Annotated in this window: 17 protein-coding genes; 7 read left to right on the top strand and 10 right to left on the bottom strand. The window is 70.8% G+C overall.

The window, feature by feature from the left end:
- Positions 1-221: 221 nt before the first annotated feature.
- The 5 genes from KJK29_RS19115 to KJK29_RS19095 all read right to left on the bottom strand — a co-directional run bounded on the left by KJK29_RS19115 (position 222) and on the right by KJK29_RS19095 (position 4,061).
- A complete protein-coding gene (locus tag KJK29_RS19115; protein ID WP_215120365.1) occupies positions 222-446 on the bottom strand; it encodes an SGM_3592 family protein in 225 nt (74 codons plus the stop codon).
- Between the two features lie 102 nt (positions 447-548).
- Positions 549-1,268 (bottom strand): ABC transporter permease, encoded by a 720-nt coding sequence (locus KJK29_RS19110; protein ID WP_215120364.1) that lies wholly within the window; start codon positions 1,266-1,268, stop codon positions 549-551.
- Between the two features lie 9 nt (positions 1,269-1,277).
- Positions 1,278-2,189, bottom strand: a complete 912-nt coding sequence (locus tag KJK29_RS19105) for an ABC transporter ATP-binding protein (protein ID WP_184593781.1) — start codon at positions 2,187-2,189, stop codon at positions 1,278-1,280.
- Positions 2,186-3,103 (bottom strand): ABC transporter permease, encoded by a 918-nt coding sequence (locus KJK29_RS19100; RefSeq protein ID WP_215120363.1) that lies wholly within the window; start codon positions 3,101-3,103, stop codon positions 2,186-2,188. Before KJK29_RS19100 ends, KJK29_RS19105 begins: the two co-directional genes overlap by 4 nt.
- Positions 3,093-4,061: an ABC transporter ATP-binding protein gene (locus tag KJK29_RS19095; RefSeq protein WP_215124355.1), complete on the bottom strand. Its 969-nt coding sequence runs from the start codon at positions 4,059-4,061 to the stop codon at positions 3,093-3,095. Before KJK29_RS19095 ends, KJK29_RS19100 begins: the two co-directional genes overlap by 11 nt.
- Positions 4,062-4,243: 182 nt before the next feature.
- On the opposite strand from KJK29_RS19095, the gene KJK29_RS19090 reads away from it, so the two are divergent.
- The 4 genes from KJK29_RS19090 to KJK29_RS19075 all read left to right on the top strand — a co-directional run bounded on the left by KJK29_RS19090 (position 4,244) and on the right by KJK29_RS19075 (position 8,684).
- Positions 4,244-6,001: an SDR family oxidoreductase gene (locus KJK29_RS19090; RefSeq protein WP_215120362.1), complete on the top strand. Its 1,758-nt coding sequence runs from the start codon at positions 4,244-4,246 to the stop codon at positions 5,999-6,001.
- 160 nt (positions 6,002-6,161) lie between these two features.
- Positions 6,162-6,710, top strand: a complete 549-nt coding sequence (locus tag KJK29_RS19085; RefSeq protein ID WP_215120361.1) for an RNA 2'-phosphotransferase — start codon at positions 6,162-6,164, stop codon at positions 6,708-6,710.
- An 84-nt stretch (positions 6,711-6,794) separates the two neighbouring features.
- Positions 6,795-7,697 carry an LLM class flavin-dependent oxidoreductase gene (locus KJK29_RS19080; RefSeq protein ID WP_215120360.1) on the top strand — a complete coding sequence of 301 codons (903 nt, stop codon included), beginning with the start codon at positions 6,795-6,797 and terminating at the stop codon, positions 7,695-7,697.
- 99 nt (positions 7,698-7,796) lie between these two features.
- On the top strand, positions 7,797-8,684 hold the full coding sequence (locus KJK29_RS19075; protein WP_215124354.1) for a Cof-type HAD-IIB family hydrolase: 888 nt from the start codon (positions 7,797-7,799) through the stop codon (positions 8,682-8,684).
- Positions 8,685-8,722: 38 nt separating this feature from the next.
- Here the strand turns inward: KJK29_RS19075 and KJK29_RS19070 are convergent, their stop codons facing one another.
- The 4 genes from KJK29_RS19070 to KJK29_RS19055 all read right to left on the bottom strand — a co-directional run bounded on the left by KJK29_RS19070 (position 8,723) and on the right by KJK29_RS19055 (position 15,922).
- Positions 8,723-9,775, bottom strand: coding sequence for a M23 family metallopeptidase (locus KJK29_RS19070; protein ID WP_215120359.1), 1,053 nt, complete (start codon positions 9,773-9,775; stop codon positions 8,723-8,725).
- A 103-nt stretch (positions 9,776-9,878) separates the two neighbouring features.
- Positions 9,879-13,376, bottom strand: coding sequence for a thiol reductant ABC exporter subunit CydD (gene cydD, locus KJK29_RS19065; protein ID WP_215120358.1), 3,498 nt, complete (start codon positions 13,374-13,376; stop codon positions 9,879-9,881).
- Positions 13,377-13,388: 12 nt separating this feature from the next.
- Positions 13,389-14,393 (bottom strand): cytochrome d ubiquinol oxidase subunit II, encoded by a 1,005-nt coding sequence (gene cydB, locus KJK29_RS19060; protein ID WP_215120357.1) that lies wholly within the window; start codon positions 14,391-14,393, stop codon positions 13,389-13,391.
- Positions 14,394-14,413: 20 nt separating this feature from the next.
- A complete protein-coding gene (locus KJK29_RS19055) occupies positions 14,414-15,922 on the bottom strand; it encodes a cytochrome ubiquinol oxidase subunit I (protein WP_215120356.1) in 1,509 nt (502 codons plus the stop codon).
- 140 nt (positions 15,923-16,062) lie between these two features.
- Between KJK29_RS19055 and KJK29_RS19050 the strand changes: the two genes are divergently transcribed.
- On the top strand, positions 16,063-16,449 hold the full coding sequence (locus tag KJK29_RS19050) for a cyclophilin-like fold protein (RefSeq protein ID WP_215120355.1): 387 nt from the start codon (positions 16,063-16,065) through the stop codon (positions 16,447-16,449).
- Positions 16,450-16,472: 23 nt separating this feature from the next.
- On the opposite strand, the gene hisC is transcribed toward KJK29_RS19050, so the two are convergent.
- Positions 16,473-17,552, bottom strand: coding sequence for a histidinol-phosphate transaminase (gene hisC, locus KJK29_RS19045; protein ID WP_215120354.1), 1,080 nt, complete (start codon positions 17,550-17,552; stop codon positions 16,473-16,475).
- Positions 17,553-17,983: 431 nt separating this feature from the next.
- Between hisC and KJK29_RS19040 the strand changes: the two genes are divergently transcribed.
- Together KJK29_RS19040 and KJK29_RS19035 are read left to right on the top strand one after the other, a co-directional pair.
- Complete coding sequence (locus KJK29_RS19040; RefSeq protein WP_215120353.1) at positions 17,984-19,096, top strand: LacI family DNA-binding transcriptional regulator; 1,113 nt, start codon at positions 17,984-17,986, stop codon at positions 19,094-19,096.
- A 311-nt stretch (positions 19,097-19,407) separates the two neighbouring features.
- Positions 19,408-20,499: a metallophosphoesterase family protein gene (locus tag KJK29_RS19035; RefSeq protein ID WP_251057860.1), complete on the top strand. Its 1,092-nt coding sequence runs from the start codon at positions 19,408-19,410 to the stop codon at positions 20,497-20,499.
- The last annotated feature ends 180 nt before the right edge of the window (positions 20,500-20,679 follow it).

The raw sequence follows: 20,679 nt of genomic DNA, 5'->3' as shown, positions 1-20,679 counted from the left end.
CCCGGGCAGCTCCCCGTATGGGGCGAGTTCTACGGAGTGGGGTAGCGACTACTCCGGAGCCCGCCGCGGGCTGCCCTGAAGGGAGCTGGACGTACTGCCGTGCATGGGCATCGTCCCGCTCCTCTCCCAGAACTCGACGCCGGACTTCCTTGCCCGGCGGGGTGAACACAACCACTCTGCCCGCCGGGCGAATTGGACGCCACCGAATAAATCGCCCGGCGTCAGCGCCTGCGCCATCCGCGCCGCCGGACCTTGCTGAAGAACCAGCCCGCGGGCGGCTCGTCGGAGCGCCAGGGCTGCGGCTCCGGCTCCTCACGGCGCCAGCGCTCGGCGAGCATCCGGGCCCGGGCGGACGGCTCGGAGGTCTCGGCGGAGCGTATGAAGTCGTCGTCCAGAACGAGGTCGTCCCAAGCGTCGTCCTCATGCTGAGCCTTGTCGCCCGCCATCCCGGTCTCCTCCCAGCCGTCCAACTCCCGTGTGGTGCCCCTACATCCCGTTTGCCCAGTGTGCCCCGACCGAGGTGATGCCCCCGTCAAGGCCGGGGCACCTCACTCCTCGCCGGCGAGGGTCAGTGAGCGCAGCTTCTGACCGGCGTACCAGGTGGCGAGGACCGTGACGCCGACCAGCAGCACCGTCGCCGTCGTCAGGCCGACGTCCGAGGTCACCATGTCTCCGCCGGACACCTTCTGGGCGACGGCCAGCGACCACTGCTGGACGCTCAGCGTGCGGGCACCCGGCACCAGGGAGCCGAACAGGGCCTCCCAGACCAGCGCGTAGACGAGGCCGAACACCACCGCGTGCCGGGAGACCGTGCCGAGCAGCAGGAACATCGCCGCGTACGCGATGGAGGCGACCAGGGCCGCGATCGTGTAGGCCACGGCGATCTGCTGGCCGTTGCCGTTCAGGATGAACCCGGCGATGAGCGTCGGCACCGCGGAGAACACCATCGTCACGGCGACGGCGACGATCAGCTTGGTGAAGATGATGGTCGGCCGTTTGATCGGCTTGGACAGCAGATACACCACCGAGCCGTCGTCGATCTCCGGCCCGATCGCGCCCGTTCCGGCAATGACGCCGATCAGCGGCACCATCGTGGCGAGGGCGAGCCCGCCCAGCAGGTCCGAGGCCGTCTGGTCGTCCGCGCCGGTGAGACCGCGCACCGCCACGGCGATGACGATCAGCAGCAGGGGCAGGGCACCGAGGATGAGGGCCCGGCGCCGGCCGAGCAGGGCCCGGTAGGTGAGCCGGGCGACTGTGGGGTCATACATCAGGGCCTCCTACGCCGCGACCAGGTACGAGAAGACGGACTCGAGGGACTCGTCGGACGGCGAGACCGTGAGCAGGCGGATGCCGTGCTCGCGCGCCACACGCGGCAGCAGAGCCGTGAAGCGGCCGAAGTCGACGGCCTGGATGCGCAGCGCGCCCTCGGCGTGGTCGACCTCGATCCCGGACGTCGACGGGTCGGCGATCAGCGCGGCCGCGAGGGCGCGGTCGTCGCTGGAACGCACCAGGTAGCGGTGCGGCCGGTCGGTCATCAGGCGCCGGATCTTGCGGAAGTCACCGCTGGCGGCATGCCGGCCGGCGACGACGACCTCGATGTGCCAGGCGAGTTGCTCGACCTCTTCGAGGATGTGGGACGAGAACAGCACCGTGCGGCCCTCGTCGCCCATGCGGCGCAGCAGGTCCATCAGCTGCATGCGCTGGCGCGGGTCCATGCCGTTGAAGGGTTCGTCCAGCAGGAGCAGGGACGGGTCGTGGACCAGGGCGGAGGCCATCTTCACGCGCTGGCGCATGCCCTTGGAGTACGTCTGGATCTTGCGGTCCTGCGCGTACTCCATCTCGACCGTGGCCAGCGCCTTCTGGGCCGCCTTGGCGCCCAGGCCGTGCAGTTCGGCGTTGGCCAGGACGAACTCCTTCCCGGTGAGGAAGTCGTACATCGCCTCGCGCTCGGGGACGACACCGATGTGCCGGTAGATCTGCTCGTTGCGCCACACGGGCTGCCCGTCGAGCGTGACCGTGCCGGTGGAGGGGGCGAGGAAGCCGCCCATCATGTTGATGAGGGTGGACTTTCCGGCGCCGTTGGGGCCGAGGAGGCCCGTGACGCCGGGGCCGATGGTCATGGTGATGTCGTTGACGGCGACCACGTTGCCGAACCAGCGGGAGACATGGTCGATGGAGAGCGTGGTCACAGTCCCACCTTCTTGTAGCGGCGCATCAGGAGGCCGTAGCTCGCCGCGATCAGGCCCAGGGCGACGAGGACGAAGACGACGCCCTCGGCGTTGCTCGGGCCCACCCCGCCGGGGAAGGCGGAGGTCGCGCCGAGGAACGCGGACTGCACCCCGTCGACGAGCGTGATCGGCGAGAACAGCCCGATCAGCGGCACGGCGTCGCTGCTGCCCTGGACGTCGGCGATGGCCTGCAGGGTGGAGACCGCGCCGTAGGTGATGGTCAGCACGGCGATCACGGCCGCGATGCCGAAGCCGCGGCGCGGGGTGAAGGACGCGATGACCAGGCCGATACCGGCGAACAGCAGTGAGAGCAGTGCCACGGAGACGAGTCCCTGTGCGAATCCCTTGGTCTGGTCGGCGAAGTCGAGCTCGGCCAGCAGCGCGCCCACGTAGAGCACGAGCAGGGGAGCGGCCGTGAGGACGAACAGCGCCGAGGCCAGCGCCGCGAACTTGGCGAGGACGTAGTCGGCGGTCTCGATGGGCCGCGAGAAGTACAGCGGCACCGTCTTGAAGCGCAGGTCCCGCGAGACGGACTGGGGTGCCTGCGAGGCGACGTACAGGCTGATGACGGCCTGCATGACGATCGCGTAGCGCGTGTAGTCCACGGGCAGGGCGCCCGCCTTGGTGGCGACCGCGACGGCGACCATGATGGCCGCGGGCACGCACATCACCACGAACAGCAGCATCGGCAGCACCTTGGACTTCACCGAGCGGCCGAGGCCGTAGGAGCCGCGCAGGGACTGCGAGTACAGGGAGCGGCGGGCGTAGGCGCGGCCGAGGCGCGGGCCGTCGTAGCTGCGGTAGCCGATGTTGTGGATGCGGGTCTGGTCACCCGGTGCCGGGGCCGATGTCCCCGTGGAGTGCTCAACCGCCATGGCCGACCGCCTCCTTCCGCTGCTCGCGCTCGTCGCTGTTCGTGAAGACCTCGGAGATGTGGTGCCGGCGCTGCTCCATGCGCACCAGGCCGAGTCCGAGGTCGGCGATCACGTCCCGGACCAGGTCGTACGTCTCCTCGCCCTGGGCGGTGAGCAGCAGCACGTGGCCGGCGCCCGGCAGGCCGCTGCCGTCCTCGACGCTCACCCCGCGCGCGTCCAGCGCGTCGCGCACCGCGCGGGTGCCGTCGGGGTGCTCGTCGGTGTCGGTGACCTCGATGGCGAGGGTCGTGGTGGTCTGGGTGAAGTCCGTGGTGGAGCTGGAGCGCAGGAGCTTGCCGCCGTCGATGACGACGACGTGGTCGCAGGTGCGCTCCAGTTCGCCCAGCAGGTGCGAGGTGACCAGGACGGAGATGCCGAAGTCGGTGTGGATCCGGCGGATCAGGCCGAGCATCTCGTCGCGGCCGACCGGGTCGAGGCCGTTGGTCGGCTCGTCCAGGAAGACCAGCTGGGGGTCGTGCACCAGGGCCTGGGCGAGCTTGACGCGCTGCTTCATGCCGGTCGAGTAGCCGCCGATGGGGCGGTAGCGCTCCTCGTACAGGCCGACGTGGCGCAGGGTGTCGGCCGTGCGTTCGCGCGCGGCGGTGGGCGGCAGGCCGGACATGCGCGCCATGTGGACGACGAACTCGGTGGCCGAGACGTCCGGCGGCAGGCAGTCGTGCTCGGGCATGTAGCCGACCCGCTCGCGGATGTCGGCGCCCCTGGTGGCGACATCGAGGCCGAGCACGTCGGCGCGGCCCTCGGTGGCGGGGGACAGACCCAGCAGGATCTTGATCAGTGTGGACTTGCCGGCCCCGTTGGCTCCGACGAGTCCGGTCACACCGGGCCCGACGTCCACGGAGAGCCGGTCAAGCGCGGTCACCCTCGGGAACCGCTTGCTCAGGCTTTCGGTCGCGATCACAGTCACCCTTCGAAGGTAGGGGCCACGGGCGTGGTGGTCGTCACTCCGCAGAGCTGTATCCGGGTCACCCTGGAGTAGTACGGGCCCTTAGGGGACCTGCTGCCTGAGAGTTACCACGACCGGGGAAGCAGCCCGACCCGCGCGCTATTGACGATTTCTCTAACAACTGCCAGATTCGCCGGATGACGTTGCTCACGGGCGCGCGGGAGCGCTGGGTACGGACCGGCGAAGTCGAGCTGTGCGTGGCCGAGCTGGGCGATCCGAGTCGCCCTACGGTCGTCCTCGTGCACGGCTACCCCGACAGCAAGGAAGTGTGGTCCGAGGTCGCCGCGCGGCTCGCCGGGCGGTTCCACGTGGTGGCGTACGACGTCCGCGGCCACGGCCGGTCGACGGCGCCGCGGCCGCTGCGGGGCGGGTTCACGCTGGAGAAGCTGACGGACGACTTCCTGGCCGTCGCGGACGCGGTCAGTCCGGACCGGCCCGTGCACCTGGTCGGGCACGACTGGGGCTCGGTGCAGGCCTGGGAGTTCACCACCGTCCGGCGCACCGAGGGCCGTATCGCCTCCTTCACCTCGATGTCCGGGCCGTCCCTGGACCACTTCGGCCACTGGATCGACCGGCGCGTGAAGCGGCCCACCCCGCGCCGGGTCGGCCAGCTCCTCGGGCAGGGCGCGAAGTCCTGGTACGTGTACCTGCTGCACACGCCCGTGCTGCCCGAGCTGGCCTGGCGCGGCCCGCTCGGCAAACGCTGGCCGAAGGTCCTGGAGCGGGTGGAGAAGGTGCCGCGCGACGGCTACCCGACCTCGTCCCTGCCGTCGGACGCGGCGCACGGCGCCTGGCTGTACCGGGACAACGTGCGGCCCCGGCTGCGCAGGCCGCGCCCGGACGCGCACGCCCACGCACCCGTGCAGCTCATCACGCCCCTGGGGGACCGGTTCCTGTCGGAGCGCCTCTACGACGAGCTGGAGCGGTGGGTTCCGAAGCTGACCCGCAGGACGCTCCCGGCGGGGCACTGGATCCCGCGCACCCGTCCGGATCAGCTCGCTTCGTGGATCGGGGATTTCGTGAGGTCAGTCGAGGACGGCCGGTCCCCGGCGGCGTCGGGCGGCAGGCACGCCGAGCGGTTCTCGGGGCAGCTCGTGCTGGTCACCGGGGCGGGCAGCGGCATCGGGCGGGCGACCGCGCTGGCGTACGCGAAGGCCGGCGCACGCGTGGTCGCCGTCGACCGGGACGGGGAGGCGGCGGCCCGCACCGCCGAGTCGTCCCGTCTCCTGGGCGCCTCGGCGGCCTGGGCGGAGACGGCCGATGTCTCCGACGAGCAGGCCATGGAGAAGCTCGCCGAGAAGGTCAGCCTCGAGTACGGGGTGGTGGACGTCCTGGTCAACAACGCCGGGATCGGGCTGTCCGGGTCCTTCTTCGACACCACGCCGGAGGACTGGAAGAAGGTCCTCGACGTCAATCTGTGGGGCGTGATCCACGGCTGCCGGCTCTTCGGCCGGCGGATGGCCGAGCGCGGGCAGGGCGGCCACATCGTCAACGTGGCCTCTGCGGCGGCGTATCTGCCGTCCCGGGCCCTGCCCGCCTACAGCACCTCCAAGGCGGCCGTGCTGATGCTCAGCGAGTGCCTGCGCGCGGAGCTCGCCGGGCAGGGGATCGGCGTGACGGCGGTCTGCCCCGGCATCGTCAACACCGCCATCACGTCGACGGCGCACTTCGCCGGGGCCGACGCCCAGGAGGAGACGAGGCTCCAGCAGCGCGCCGCCCGTCTGTACGGGCTGCGGAACTACCCGCCGGAGAAGGTGGCCGCCGCGATCCTGCGCGCGGTGGAGCGCGACGAGGCGGTCGTTCCGGTCACGCCGGAGGCGCGGGGTGCGCGGGTGCTGTCGCGGCTGGCACCGGGGATGCTGCGGAGGATCGCGCGGATGAAGCCGCCGATGTGACGGCCCGTGCGGCGGCGGGGCGGGCCCAAGCCCCCGGTTTCGAGGGCTAGTTGTCCACAGAACCGTCAATTCCCCTGTGGATAACAGTACTTGGCTGTGGATCAAACCTCGGAAGCAATACTCGATCGCGTGATTCGCGTCTCTCCCGCACTCTGGTGGGATGGACGAAAGACGCACCGTGAAGGTGTCCAAGTATCTCTCGAAGCATCTGCGCCACCAGCCCGAGCGGATCGGTCTGGCGCTCGAGGAGGGCGGCTGGGTGGAGATCGACACACTGATCGCCGCGGCCGCCGCGCACGGCTTCCGCTTCACCCGCGACGAACTGGACCATGTCGTCCTCACCAACGACAAGCGCCGGTTCGCCGTCGAGGGCACCCGGATCCGCGCCAGCCAGGGCCACAGTGTCGAGGTCGACCTCGGGCTGCCGGCGGCGACCCCGCCCGCGCACCTCTACCACGGCACCGTCGCCCGTCACCTGGACGCGATCCGGGTCGAGGGCCTCAGGCCGATGAACCGGCACGACGTGCATCTCTCCCCCGACCGCGAGACGGCGACCCGTGTCGGTGCCCGCCGAGGCCGGCCGGTCGTCCTGACGGTGGACACGGCCGCCATGCACCGCGATGGCCATGTCTTCCGCGTGAGCGCGAACGGCGTGTGGCTGACCGAGGCCGTACCGCCGGGATATCTCCGCTTCCCCGGACCCCGCTGACCCGCTGAGCGTGACCAGCCGATGACGGTGACTTGTTTCACGTGAAACACGGGCCACCCGCGGGGCTCCTTTAGTCTCGATGCCATGAGTCTGCGTCTGAGCACCGTGATCCTCCCGTACCGCCGCTGGAACGAAGGCGGCCGTACGGCCTGGACACGCGCCGAGCAGCTCGGCTTCCACACCGCGTACACCTACGACCATCTGTCCTGGCGCAGCTTCCGGGACGGCCCGTGGTTCGGCGCCGTGCCGACCCTCACCGCCGCCGCGGCCGTCACCGAGCGGCTTCGGCTCGGCACGCTGGTGACCTCGCCGAACTTCCGGCACCCGGTGACCCTCGCCAAGGAGCTGATCTCCCTGGACGACATCTCCGGCGGGCGGATCACGCTGGGCATCGGCGCGGGCGGCTCCGGTTTCGACGCCACCGCGCTCGGCCAGGACCCGTGGACACCGCGCGAGCGCGCCGACCGCTTCGCCGAGTTCGTCCCGCTGCTCGACCGGCTCCTCAGCGAGGACACGGTGTCGTACGAGGGCGACTTCTACTCGGCTCACGAGGCGCGGAACATCCCCGGCTGTGTGCAGCGCCCCAGGCTGCCGTTCGCGGTCGCCGCGACCGGCCCGCGCGGGATGCGGCTCGCCGCCCGGCACGGCCAGGCCTGGGTGACCACCGGCGACCCCAAGCTGTACGAGAACGGCACCCCTGAGCAGTCGGTCCAGGCCCTGCGCGGGCAGGCCGAGAGGCTGGCCGACACCTGCGCCGAGGTCGGCCGGGACATGACCGGCCTCGACCGGGTCCTGCTCACCGGGTTCACGCCGGACCGTACCGGCCCGCTCCAGTCGCTGGACGCCTTCGTCGACTTCGCCGGCCGGCACGCGGAACTGGGCTTCACGGAGCTGGTGATCCACTGGCCGATCCCGGACTCGCCCTTCGCGGCGGACGAGAAGGTCTTCGAGCAGATCGCCATGGAGGCACCGGCGCAGTTGCGCTGAGGCCTCTGAGGGCTCCCTCCTGGGCTCATTCCTCAGGAAAGCCCTGGTGGGAGCGGCATCCACTCACCTGTGCGGAGCCCCGCACGCCCGTGCGGGCATCTGCGGGACAATGACCCGGTGACCTCAGCGACCCGACAGCCCGATACCGCGGCCGAGACCCTCCCGCCGCGGCTGATCGCCACCGACCTCGACGGCACCCTGCTGCGCGACGACAAGTCGGTGTCCCCCCGCACGGTGGCCGCGCTGGCCGCTGCCGAGGAGGCGGGCATCGAGGTCTTCTTCGTCACCGGCCGCCCGGCCCGCTGGATGGACGTCGTCAGCGACCATGTGCACGGCCACGGACTGGCGATCTGCGGCAACGGCGCCGCCGTGGTCGACCTGCACGGCGGCCCCGGCACCCACAAGTTCGTGAAGGTCCGGGAGCTGGAGCGGGAGAACGCGCTGGACGCCGTACGGCTGCTGCGCGACGCGGCGCCGGGCACGGTGTACGCGGTGGAGCAGACCTACGGCTTCTACCAGGAGCCGGCGTACCCGAAGCTGCACATGGAGATCCCCGACAGCCTCGCCCCGGCGGAGGAGCTGCTGGGCCCTGATCACCGGGCAGCCGGGGAGCCGGTGCTGAAGATCCTGGCCTTCCACCCGGAGATCGACCCCGACGCCTTCCTGACCCTGGCCCGGCTCGCGATCGGCGACCGCGCCAGTGTGACCCGCTCCAGCCCCAGCGCCCTGCTGGAGATCAGCGGCCCCGAGGTGTCCAAGGCCAGCACGCTCGCCCTGTGCTGCGCCGAGCGCGGCATCTCGCACGAGGAGGTCGTCGCCTTCGGCGACATGCCGAACGACGTCGAGATGCTGACCTGGGCCGGCCGGTCGTACGCGATGGGCAACGCCCACCCGGACGTGATCGCCGCGGCCTCGGGACGGACGGTGGCGAACAACGAGGACGGGGTCGCCGTCGTGATCGAGCAGCTGGTGGCCGAACGGCTGTAGGTGCCGCCCGCTCTCACGAACGCGGTCGAGCCGCTCCGTCAGAGCGACACCCCGCGCTCCTCCAGCCACGACACCGGGTTCACCGCCGAACCCATCTCCGGTGTGACCCGGGTCTCGAAGTGCAGGTGCGGTCCGGTGGAGTTGCCCGTGGTGCCCGACTGGCCGATCCACTGGCCGGGGCCGACCTCCTCCCCCTGGTCGACCGCGACGGACGCGAGATGGGCGTACTGCGTGTAGTAGCCGCCCGCGTGCTTCAGCACGATCTCGATGCCGAAGGGGCCGCCGCAGGACACCCTCACCACCCGGCCCGTCCCCACGGACCGCACGGGCGTGCCGATCGGCACCGCGAAGTCCTGCCCGGTGTGCCGGCTCGACCACCGCGCCCCGCCGCTGCCGTAGGAAGCGGACAGCTCGTACGTCTCCACGGGCGCGACCCACGCACTCGTGAACCCCGACTCCGGCTGGTCGAGCCGGACGGCACCGCGGCACGCCCCGGCGGCGACCGAGGCGTCCGCCTGGCCCTGGAGCTGTGAGCGGGCCGCTTCGAGCTTCTGCTCGATGCCCGACTTCAGCTCGGCCAGCTGGACGTTCCGCTTCTCCAGCGCCTGCCATTCGGCAGCGGCCCTGGCCTCGTCCGCGGTGAGCCGTGCCTCGGCCCGGCGGCTCTTGGAGATCGCGTTGTTCACGGCGAGATTCGTCTGCGAGAAGGCGTGCTGACCTCGCATCAGGTCGTCGGGGCTGTCGGCGAGGAGCATCTGCACGGCCACCGGCAGACCCCCGCTGCCCCGGTACTGGGCACGGGCGATCCGGCCCAGGTCCTCGTTCAGACCCGCGATGTGCCGCCGCTGAGTGTCCAGGAGAGCCTCCGCCCGCTGCGCCTTGGCCCGCTGCACGTCGGCCTCCTTGCGGCCGGCCTCGTACAGCTGCGTCGCCGCCGCGGCGTCCTCGTAGAGCCGCGCCACCTCGGCGCTGATGCCCGTGTCCCCGCCGCCCCCGGGCTCCTTGTCCGCCGCCGTCGGCCGGGCCGCGAGGGCCGCCAGCGCGCACAGCAGAGCCGGAACGAGCAGGCGATAGCGGCGATATGAGCGCATGTCAGCGATCCTCGCCCAGCTCCGCGGGCCCGGTCCTGTTCGGGTCGTACGGCTGGGGGACCGGCTGCTCCGAATGGATCAGTGCGCGCGGCCCCGTCAGGGATCACGCCTCCACCGCGCTCCCGACCAGTTCCTCCGACGCCGCCTCCCGCTCCGCCATCTCCCGCAGCGGCCCGTCCACCGCCACCAGCTCCGGGTACGACCCGCGCTGCACCACCCGTCCCCGATCCAGCACGAGCACCTCGTCGACCGCCTCCAGGCCCGCCAGCCGGTGCGTGATGAGCAGAGTCGTACGGCCCTCGGTGGCGGCCAGCAGATCGGCGGTCAGCGCGTCCGCCGTCGGCAGGTCGAGATGCTCGGCGGGCTCGTCGAGCACCAGGACGGGGAAGTCCGCGAGCAGCGCGCGGGCCAGCGCCAGCCGCTGCCGCTGCCCTCCGGACAGCCGCGCCCCGTGCTCGCCGACGAGCGTGTCGAGCCCGTCGGGCAGGCCCTCGGCCCAGTCCAGCAGCCGGGCCCGGCCGAGCGCGGCACGCAGTTCGTCCTCGGTGGCGTCCTTCTTGGCGAGCAGCAGGTTCTCGCGCAGCGAGCTGTCGAAGAGATGCGCGTCCTGCGCGCACAGCCCGACGAGCTTCCGTACGTCGTCGCTGTGCAGCGCGTAGGCGTCCACGCCCGCCAGCGTGTACGCACCCGACCCTGCGTCCAGGAACCGCAGCAGCAGTTGCGCCAGCGTCGTCTTGCCGGAGCCGGACGGTCCGACCACGGCGACACGGCGGCCCTCCTCGAGGGTCAGATCGAGCCCGGCGACCGCGTCCCGGTCCTGCCCCTCGTACCGCGCGGTCAGCCCCTTGACGGCCACCGGGAACGGCGACGCGGGCGCCTGCCGGGGCCGCTCCGGCTCCCCCACGGGCTCCGGGGCATCCAGCACCTCGTACACCCGCTCGGCGCTCCTGCGCACCCGCTGCCGGTACTGCGCGGCGAGCGGCAGCCCGAGCACGGCCTCGAAGGCGGCCAGAGGGGTGAGGACGACGACGGCCATGGTCACGCCGTCCAGCCGCCCGGCCGCGACCGCCTGAGCGCCGACCAGGGCGGCGGCCGTGACGGTCAGGCCGGAGATCAGCGCGGTGAGTCCGTCGCCGAGGGCCGTGGCGGTGGCGGCGCGCGAGGCGATCCGGGTGAGCGCCCCGTCGGCCTCGCGTGCCCGGGCGGTCCGCGCGGGCAAGGCACCGGCGACGGTCAGCTCCGCGGTGCCGGTGAGCAGATCGGTGACCCGGGTCGCCAGTACGCCGCGAGCGGGGGCCAGCCGGTGCTCGGCCCGCCGCGCCACGGCACCGGTGATCAGCGGCACTCCCACGCCCGCCGCCAGCAGCCCGGCCGCGAGCACGGCCCCGGCCTCCGGCAGCAGCCACGCCGTGAAGCCCACGGACGCGGCCGACACCACGACGGCCGCCCCGGCCGGCAGCAGCCACCGCAGCCAGTAGTCCTGCAGCGCGTCCACGTCGGCGACGAGCCGGGAGAGCAGATCTCCCCGGCGGGTCCGGCGCAGCCCGGCGGGCGCCAGCCGCTCCAGCCGACGGAAGACCGCGACCCTGGTGTCCGCCAGCATCCGCAGCACGGCGTCGTGCGAGACGAGCCGCTCGGCGTACCGGAACACGGCTCGCCCGATCCCGAAGGCCCGTGTCGCCGTGACGGCCATCATCAGATAGAGCACGGGCGGCTGCTGCGAGGCCCGCGAGATCAGCCACCCGGAGGTGGCCATGAGCCCCACGGCGCTCCCGAGCGCGAGACTGCCGAGCAGCAGCGCGAGGACCAGCCGCCCGCGCCGGGCACCGGACATGGCACGAACACGTGTGAGGACAGGGCCCGAAGCGGATTCCCCATGAGGCTCGGTCACGTCGACCGGGGCGGTCAGCTCGCCCGCCACCGAACCCCGCTGGTGAACCGGGGCGGGCGCGACCGGCGCAGCGGCCGTCTCGGGCTCGGCCAGGCGCACCACCCGGTCCGCCACCCCCAGCAGCGCCGGCCGGTGCACCACCAGCAGCACCGTCCGCCCGGCCGCCAGCCGCCGTACCGCGGCCACGACCTCGGCCTCGGTGGCCCCGTCCAGCGCGGCCGTCGGCTCATCGAGCAGCAGCACGGGCCGGTCCGCGAGGAACGCCCGGGCCAGCGCGAGCCGCTGCCGCTGCCCGGCCGACAGCCCGGTCCCGTCCTCGCCGAGCACGGTCTCCGCGCCTTCCGGCAGGGCGTCCACGAACTCCAGCGCCCCGGCGTCCCGCAGCGCCCGCTGTACGGCGTCGTCATCGGCGTCGGGCCGCGCCAGCCGTACGTTCTCGGCGATCGTCCCGGCGTACAGATGCGGCCGCTGCGGCACCCACGCGATCCGGGAGCGCCACTGCTCCAGGTCGGCGTCGGCGAGGTCGACTCCCCCGGCCTTCACCCGCCCCTCGGCCGGCCGCACGAACCCCAGCAGCACACCGAGCAGCGTCGACTTCCCGGCCCCGCTCGACCCGACGAGAGCGACCGTCTCCCCGGGCTCGACGGTGAAGGAGACGTCCGACACGGCGTCCGCCGAGCGCCCCGGGTACCGGACCGTCACGCCCTCGAACGCCAGCGCACCCTCGGGCACGGCCTCGGACCCGGACGCGGGAACGGGCGTCTCCAGGACCTCGAAGATCTCCTCAGCGGCGGCGAGCCCCTCAGCCGCCGCGTGGTACTGCGCCCCGACCTGCCGCAACGGCAGATACGCCTCGGGCGCCAGGATCAGGATGACCAGGCCGATGTACAGGTCCATCTCGCCGTGCACCAGCCGCATACCGATCGTCACGGCGACCAGCGCCACCGAGATCGTCGCGAGCAGCTCCAGCGCGAAGGAGGAGATGAAGGCGATCCGCAGCGTCCGCATGGTCGCCCGCCGGTACTCGCCGGTGATCCGCCGGATCGACTCGGCCTGCGCCTTGGCACGGCCGAAGACCTTCAGCGTGGGCAGCCCGGCGACGACGTCCAGGAAGTGCCCGGACAGCCGGGACAGCAGCCGCCACTGACGGTCCATCCGGGACTGCGTGGCCCAGCCGATCAGGACCATGAAGACCGGGATGAGCGGCAGGGTGCCCACGATGATGGCCGCGGAGACCCAGTCCTCGGTGACGATCCGCGCCAGCACCGCCACCGGCACGACCACCGCGAGACCCAACTGCGGCAGATACCGCGAGAAGTAGTCGTCGAGGGCGTCGACTCCCCGAGTGGCCAGGGCGACCAGCGAACCGGTCCGCTGCCCGCTCAGCCACCCGGGCCCGAGCCGCACGGATCGCTCCAGCAGCCGCCCCCGCAGCTCGGACTTCACCGCCGCGCTCGCCCGGTGCGCTGCCAGCTCGGTGAGCCAGCCGACCAGCGCCCGGCCGACCGCGACGACGGCCAACAGCAGCAGGGGAGTGCCGAGTTCCGACACCGGCATGCGGTGCTGGAAGGCGCCGACCACCACCTCGGCGATGAGCATCGCCTGCGCGATGACCAACCCCGCCCCGACGGCACCCAGGGCGACGACCGCCCCCAGGAAGACCCGGGTGGCACGGGCGTACCGGAGCAGACGCGGATCGATTGGTTTCACGTGAAACACACCTCAGTGCGCGGGGTCGGCGATGTGCTGCGTACCGATTCGCTTGCGGAACACCCAGTAGGTCCAGCCCTGGTAGAGCAGGACGATCGGGGTGGCGATCCCGGCACACCAGGTCATGATCTTCAGGGTGTACGGGCTGGACGAGGCGTTGGTGACCGTCAGGCTCCACTCCGGGTTGAGCGTCGACGGCATGACGTTCGGGAACAGCGTCAGGAAGAGCATCGCCACCGTGGCCACGATGGTGAGCCCCGACAGGGCGAACGCCCAGCCCTCACGCCCGGCCCGCGCCGCGACCAGCGCCACGAGAAGGGACGCGACGGCCACGACCACCGCGACGAGCGACGCCGTGTCGCCCCGCTCGGCCTGCGTCCACAGCAGGAAGGCGAGGGCCAGCAGGGCGGTCACCAGCCCGACGCGCAGCGCCAGCTTCCGCGCCCGCTCCCGGATCTCCCCGACGGTCTTGAGACCGACGAACACCGTCCCGTGGAAGGTGAACAGCGCCAGGGTGACCAGACCGCCCAGCAGCGCGTACGGGTTGAGCAGATCCAGGACGCCGCCGGCGTAGTTGAAGTCCTGGTCGATCTGCACGCCCCGCACGATGTTGCCGAAGGCCACACCCCACAGGAACGCGGGGAGCAGCGAGGTCCAGAAGATCGCCGTCTCCCAGTTGCGCTGCCAGCTCTCCTCGGGCCGCTTGACGCGGTACTCGAAGGCCACGCCCCGGACGATCAGGCAGACCAGGATGAGCAGCAGGGGCAGGTAGAAGCCGGAGAAGAGCGTCGCGTACCACTCGGGGAAGGCGGCGAAGGTGGCACCGCCCGCCGAGAGCAGCCAGACCTCGTTGCCGTCCCAGACGGGCCCGATGGTGTTGATCAGCACCCGCTTCTCGGGCCGGTTGCGGGCGAGCAGCTTCGTGAGCACACCGACCCCGAAGTCGAAGCCCTCCAGGAAGAAGTAGCCGGTCCACAGGACGGCGATCAGGACGAACCAGACGTCGTGCAGTTCCATGACTGTGCAGCTCCCTCGGCCTAGTACGAGAAGGCCATCGGCTTGTCGGCGTCACGGGAGTCGCCGCCGATCTTCGTGGGCGGGTTGAGGTCGGCCTCGGTGAGCTCGGGCGGGCCCGCCTTGACGTACTTGACCAGCAGCTTGACCTCGATGACGGCGAGGATCGCGTACAGCGTGGTGAAGACGACCATCGAGGTGATGACCTCGGCCTGGGAGACACCGGGGGAGACCGCGTCACGCGTCTGGAACAGGCCGTAGACGACCCACGGCTGGCGTCCCATCTCGGTGAAGATCCAGCCCCAGGAGCTGGCGATCAGCGGGAAGCCCAGGGTGAGGATCGCCATGCGCCAGTACCACTTGGTGAGGGTCGGGCCGAGCGCCTTCTTCGGCAGGAGCACGAGATGCGGCACCTCGTCCTCACCCACCCTCAAGTGCTGTGGCAACAGGAACTTCTTCCGGGTCAGCCATAGTCCGGCCAGGCCGATGGCGAACGACGTCATGCCGAAGCCGATCATCCAGCGGAAGCCCCAGTAGGCGACCGGGATGTTGGGCCGGTAGTCGCCGGGGCCGTACTTCTCCTGCTCGGCCTTGTTGACGTCGTTGATGCCGGGGACGTACGAGGTGAAGTCGTCCTTGGCGAGGAAGGACAGCAGGCCGGGGATCTCGATGGCGACCTTGTTGTGCCCCTTGTCGACGTCACCGACGGCGAAGATCGAGAAGGGCGCGGGCTTCTCGCCGTCCCAGAGGGCCTCGGCCGCTGCCATCTTCATCGGCTGCTGCTCGTACATGATCTTGCCGAGGACATCGCCGCTGATCGCGGTGAGCATGCCGCCGATGACGACGGTGACCAGGCCCAGCCGCAGCGAGGTCTTCATCACCGGCACATGCTTCCTCCGGACCAGGTGGAAGGCGGCGATGCCGACCATGAAGGCGCCGCCGGTCAGGAAGGCCGCGGTGAGCGTGTGGAAGACCTGGGCGAGCGCGGTGTTCTGCGTCAGCACCAGCCAGAAGTCGGTGAGCTCGGCGCGCCCCTTCGCCTCGTTGATCCGGTAGCCGACCGGGTGCTGCATCCAGGAGTTGGCCGCGAGGATGAAGTACGCCGACAGGATCGTGCCGATCGAGACCATCCAGATGCAGGCCAGGTGGATCTTCTTGGGCAACTTGTCCCAGCCGAAGATCCACAGGCCGATGAAGGTGGACTCGAAGAAGAAGGCGATCAGCGCCTCGAAGGCGAGCGGCGCACCGAAGACGTCACCCACGAAGCGCGAGTAGTCGGACCAGTTCATGCCGAACTGGAACTCCTGCACGATGCCGGTGACCACGCCCATCGCGATGTTGATCAGGAAGAGCTTGCCCCAGAACTTCGTCGCCCGGAGGTACTTCTCCTTCTCCGTCCGCACCCAGGCGGTCTGCAGCCCGGCCGTGAGAGCGGCCAGCGAGATCGTCAGGGGGACGAACAGAAAGTGATAGACGGTGGTGATGCCGAACTGCCATCGCGCCAGGGTCTCCGGCGCCAAAGCCAGGTCCACGTCGCCGCTCCTTACATACGCTTGTGAAAGCGTTCACATTCACAAGCCATTATGCAGCACGGACTTTCGAGCCCCAAAGGGGGCCCCTGCCGGAACCGAACCCCTTGGCGCGAACTTCAACATATTGTTGAATCGACGCCATGCAGACACCGCTACAGATACGGATCTCATGGCCCGCGGGGCACCTCACCGCGACCCTCGACGACACCCCGACCGCCCAGTCCCTCGCCCAGGCACTGCCCCTCGTCTCCACCGCCCGCACCTGGGGCGAGGAGGTGTACTTCGACACAGGACTGTCGGTTTCACGTGAAACGGACGCCCGGCAGGTCGTAGAGCCGGGCACGGTCGCCTTCTGGGCCGACGGCGACGCGCTCGCCCTCCCCTACGGGCCCACGCCGATCTCACAGGGCGAGGAGTGCCGCCTCGCAAGCCCGTGCAACGTCCTGGGCCGCATCGACGGCGACCCCGGCCTGCTCGCGACCGTGCGGGGCGGCGACCCCGTGCGCGTGGAACTCGTGGACGCCTGACTCAAAGCCCGGCTCACGGAGCACTACAGCTCCTTGCGAAACCCTTCCGCCACCTTCAGGAAGATGTCGTTCGCCTCGGTCTCCCCGACCGTGACCCGCACACCCTCACCCGGGAACGGCCGGATCACCACGCCCGCCTGCTCACACGCCTGCGCGAAGGCGACCGTGCGCTCCCCCAGCCGCAGCCACACGAAGTTGGCCTGGGTCTCGGGCACCGTCCAGCCCTGGGCGCGCAGCCCGTCGACCACGCGCGTGCGCTCACCCACCAGCGAGCCGACCCGGCCGAACAGTTCGTCCTCGGCACGCATCGAGGCGATCGCCGCCTCCTGCGCCAGCTGGCTCACCCCGAACGGCACGGCCGTCTTGCGCAGCGCCGCCGCCACCGGCTCATGGGCGATGGCGAACCCGACGCGCAGACCGGCCAGGCCGTACGCCTTGGAGAAGGTCCGCAGGACGCAGACATTGGGCCGGTCGCGGTAGAGCTCGACACCGTCCGGCACCTCGGGGTCGCGGATGAACTCGCGGTAGGCCTCGTCGAGGACCACCAGCACGTCTCCCGGCACCCGGTCGAGGAAGCGCTCCAGCTCCGCCCGCCGCACGACCGTGCCGGTCGGGTTGTTGGGGTTGCAGACGAAGATCAGCCGGGTCCGGTCGGTGATCGCGTCGGCCATCGCGTCGAGGTCGTGGACGTCATCGGCGGTCAGTGGCACCTGAACTGAGGTCGCGCCGCTGACCTGCGTGATGATCGGGTACGCCTCGAAGGACCGCCAGGCGTAGATCACCTCGTCGCCGGGGCCGGAGGTGGCCTGGATCAGCTGCTGGGCGACACCGACCGACCCGGTGCCGGTGGCCAGGTGGGTGAGGGGAACGCCGAACCGCTCGGACAGCTCGTTCATCAGCCCGGTACAGGCCATGTCCGGGTAGCGGTTGAAGTTGCCGGCCGCCGCCGTCACGGTCTCCATCACGCCCGGCAGCGGCGGGTACGGGTTCTCGTTGGAGGACAGCTTGTAGGCCACCGGCCCGCCTGCCGCAGCGGGCTTGCCCGGCTTGTAGGTGGGGATTCCCTCCAGCTCGCCGCGCAGCTTGGGGCTCGTCTCGCTCACCGCAGTCCTCCTCGCGAAGACCGGCGGCCCATGACCGCCGCCGACATCCAATACTCCTCACCTTATGAGGATTCGGCGCCGCTGCGTACACCCCAGGCGGAGCGCTGAGTGCCGGCCTCCCACGTCCCACCGGCATCAGGGGCATCGCCGCCCGAAGGCGTACGAATCCGGGGGCGCGCCTCACATATATCTACGCGCCGGTGGTGCACGCCGTGGCGCGCATCCCCCGTGCAGGTGAGTTGAGACCTCTTCGCAACCTCGCCCCCTTGGCAGGCTCGTGCGGGCCGACAAGTCACGTCCTGGCATGAGAGCGCTTAACTCCCTTGGCTTCCCAGGCAATTGAACTGAAATGATCATGCAGAAACGTGCCTGTCAACGTCTGCATATGCGTCCGCACTACCCCACCGCATGAGCCCTACTATCGGCTCGCCATGACAGCAGCAGGGAAGCACCAGGTGAGCCGCGCGGAAACCTCCCGTCGAGGCAGTCGGCCGAGTCGGGCGGGTATCAGAGACGTGGCCGCCGCCGCCGGAGTCTCCATCACGACCGTCTCCGACGCCCTCAACGGCAAGGGCCGGCTTCCGGACGCCACCCGGCGCCATGTCCGCGAGGTGGCCGACCGGCTGGGCTACCGGCCCTCGGCCGCCGCCCGGACCCTCCGTACCGGCAAGTCGGGACTCATCGGCCTGACCGTGACGACGTACGGGGATGAACCTTTCACCTTCACGGAGTTCGCGTACTTCGCCGAGATGGCGCGAGCCGCCACCTCCGCCGCGCTCGCCCGCGGCTACGCCCTCGTCATCCTGCCCGCGACCTCCCGCCACGACGTGTGGTCGAACGTCGCCCTGGACGGCACGGTCGTCATCGACCCCTCCGACCAGGACCCGGTCGTCAGCGAACTCGTCCGGCAGGGTCTGCCGGTCGTCTCCGACGGCCGCCCGGCCGGCTCCCTGCCGGTCACGGCCTGGGTCGACAACGACCACGAGGCCGCCGTCCTCGGCATCCTCGACCACCTGGCCGACGCCGGCGCCCGCCGCATCGGCCTGCTGACCGGCACGACGACGGACACCTACACCCACCTGTCGACCACCGCGTACCTGCGCTGGTGCGAGCGCGTCGGCCAGGATCCGGTGTACGAGGCCTATCCGGCGCACGATCCGTGCGCGGGCGCCGTCGCCGCCGACCGGCTCCTGGCCCGCCCCGACCGGCCCGACGCGGTCTACGGGCTGTTCGACCCGAACGGCACCGACCTGCTCGCCGCCGCCCGCCGCTACGGCCTGCGCGTACCGGACGACCTGCTGCTGGTCTGCTGCAGCGAGTCCACCGTGTACGCCAACACCGAGCCCCCCATCACCACGCTCTCCCTGAAACCGCGCCGCATCGGCACGGCGGTGGTACAGCTCCTCATCGACGCCATCGAGGGAGTGGAATCCGACCGTCCGGTGGAGCAGGTGATACCGACGGAGCTGATCGTGCGCACGTCGTCCCAGCGACGCCCGCCGCGCACGACGGTCAGCCCGCCGCGGTCCCCCGAAGGGGCGTAGTTCCCCGGTACCGGGGAACCCCGGGTCCGGTACCTCGGACCCGGGGCGAGGGGAAAGTCCCATGCCTGGGGAGAAACAGGGCCGGTCCCCCGGAGAGAAGGGATCGTTCTCGCGAAGAGCAAGAAAGCGAGGACGGTCACACGGTGGTCAAAGCCCGGCCCAATCGGGGCGAAAGCCGCGGTGAACTGGACTCTTGCTCTGATTCACCACCCCTGGGTCATCACATGGCGCGATCGGCATTCCTATGATGGGCCCACGACACCGGCGGGCCGCTACGACCAGGCAGTCCGATGCGGTGCAGATGCGGCTTGATGGTGGAGGGGTCGATGACTCAGGGGGCCGGTCAGGGACCCGAGGTGGAGCGCACGGCGACGTTGCGCGACTTCCGGGTGCCCGCGTACGTCCACGAGACCGGTCCGTACGTCCAGAGCATGAGCTCCGGCGAGGTCGCTCCGCCGCCCGAGGAGACCTATCCCGAGGGATACACGCCGACCCAGCGCGACCTTCCCGTGGTCAACCGGGGTGACACTGTCCAGGTGACCGTCGACCCGGAAACCTCCGCGGCCCCGCCCCCGAACACCGGACAGGGCCCGCTGTACGTCGTGGGCGACGTCCACGGCTATCTCGACCAGCTGGTGGCCGCTCTGCAGGAGAAGGGCCTCCTCGACGCCGAAGGCAACTGGTGCGCGGGCACCGCCCGGCTGTGGTTCCTCGGTGACTTCACCGACCGCGGCCCGGACGGCATCGGCGTCATCGACCTCGTGATGCGGCTGTCCGCGGAGGCCGCGGCGGCCGGCGGCTACTGCAAGGCGCTGATGGGCAACCACGAGCTGCTGCTGCTCGGCGCCAAGCGGTTCGGCGACACGCCCGTCAACTCCGGCGCGGGCACCGCCACCTTCCAGGCGGCCTGGCTGCTCAACGGCGGCCAGAAGACCGACATGGACCGCCTCCAGGACCACCACCTGCAGTGGATGTCCCGTCTCGACGCCGTCGAGGAGGTCGACGGCCATCTGCTCGTCCACTCCGACACCACCGCCTACCTCGACTACGGCCGTTCCATCGAAGAGGTCAACGACACCGTCCGCGAGACGATCACGCGCAACGACGCGGACGAGGTCTGGGACCTGTTCCGCAAGTTCACCAAGCGGTTCTCCTTCCGCGACGAGGGCGGCGCGGACGCCGTGCGCTCCCTGCTCGATACGTACGGCGGCACCCGCATCGTTCACGGGCACAGCCCGATTCCGTATCTGCTGGGCGAGGTCGGCTCCGAGGAGGACGAGGACAGCGGCGACCCGGTGATCGAGGGACCGCATGTCTACGCCGACGGACTCGCCATCGCGATGGACGGCGGCGTGACCATGGCCGGAAAGCTGCTGGTCCAGCAACTGCCCTTGGCTACGTGAGCGTTCACCGGGCAGGCGTTTCCCGTCACAGGACCGGACGGGTGAAGGGCCAATTTCGGTAAACCCCCTGTCACCGCCCACCTCCACGGCTCTACCATCGGCTTATCCGTAGCAGGCTCCCCTCCGTTTCTGCCCGACGGCTCGTCAGCATGCCGAGCCCCAAGCCCTACGGAGCATCGG

Origin of the sequence: Streptomyces koelreuteriae (genome assembly GCF_018604545.1) — a bacterium.
In the GTDB taxonomy this organism is placed as follows: domain Bacteria; phylum Actinomycetota; class Actinomycetes; order Streptomycetales; family Streptomycetaceae; genus Streptomyces; species Streptomyces koelreuteriae.
This window is presented reverse-complemented; position numbering and strand designations above follow the sequence as displayed.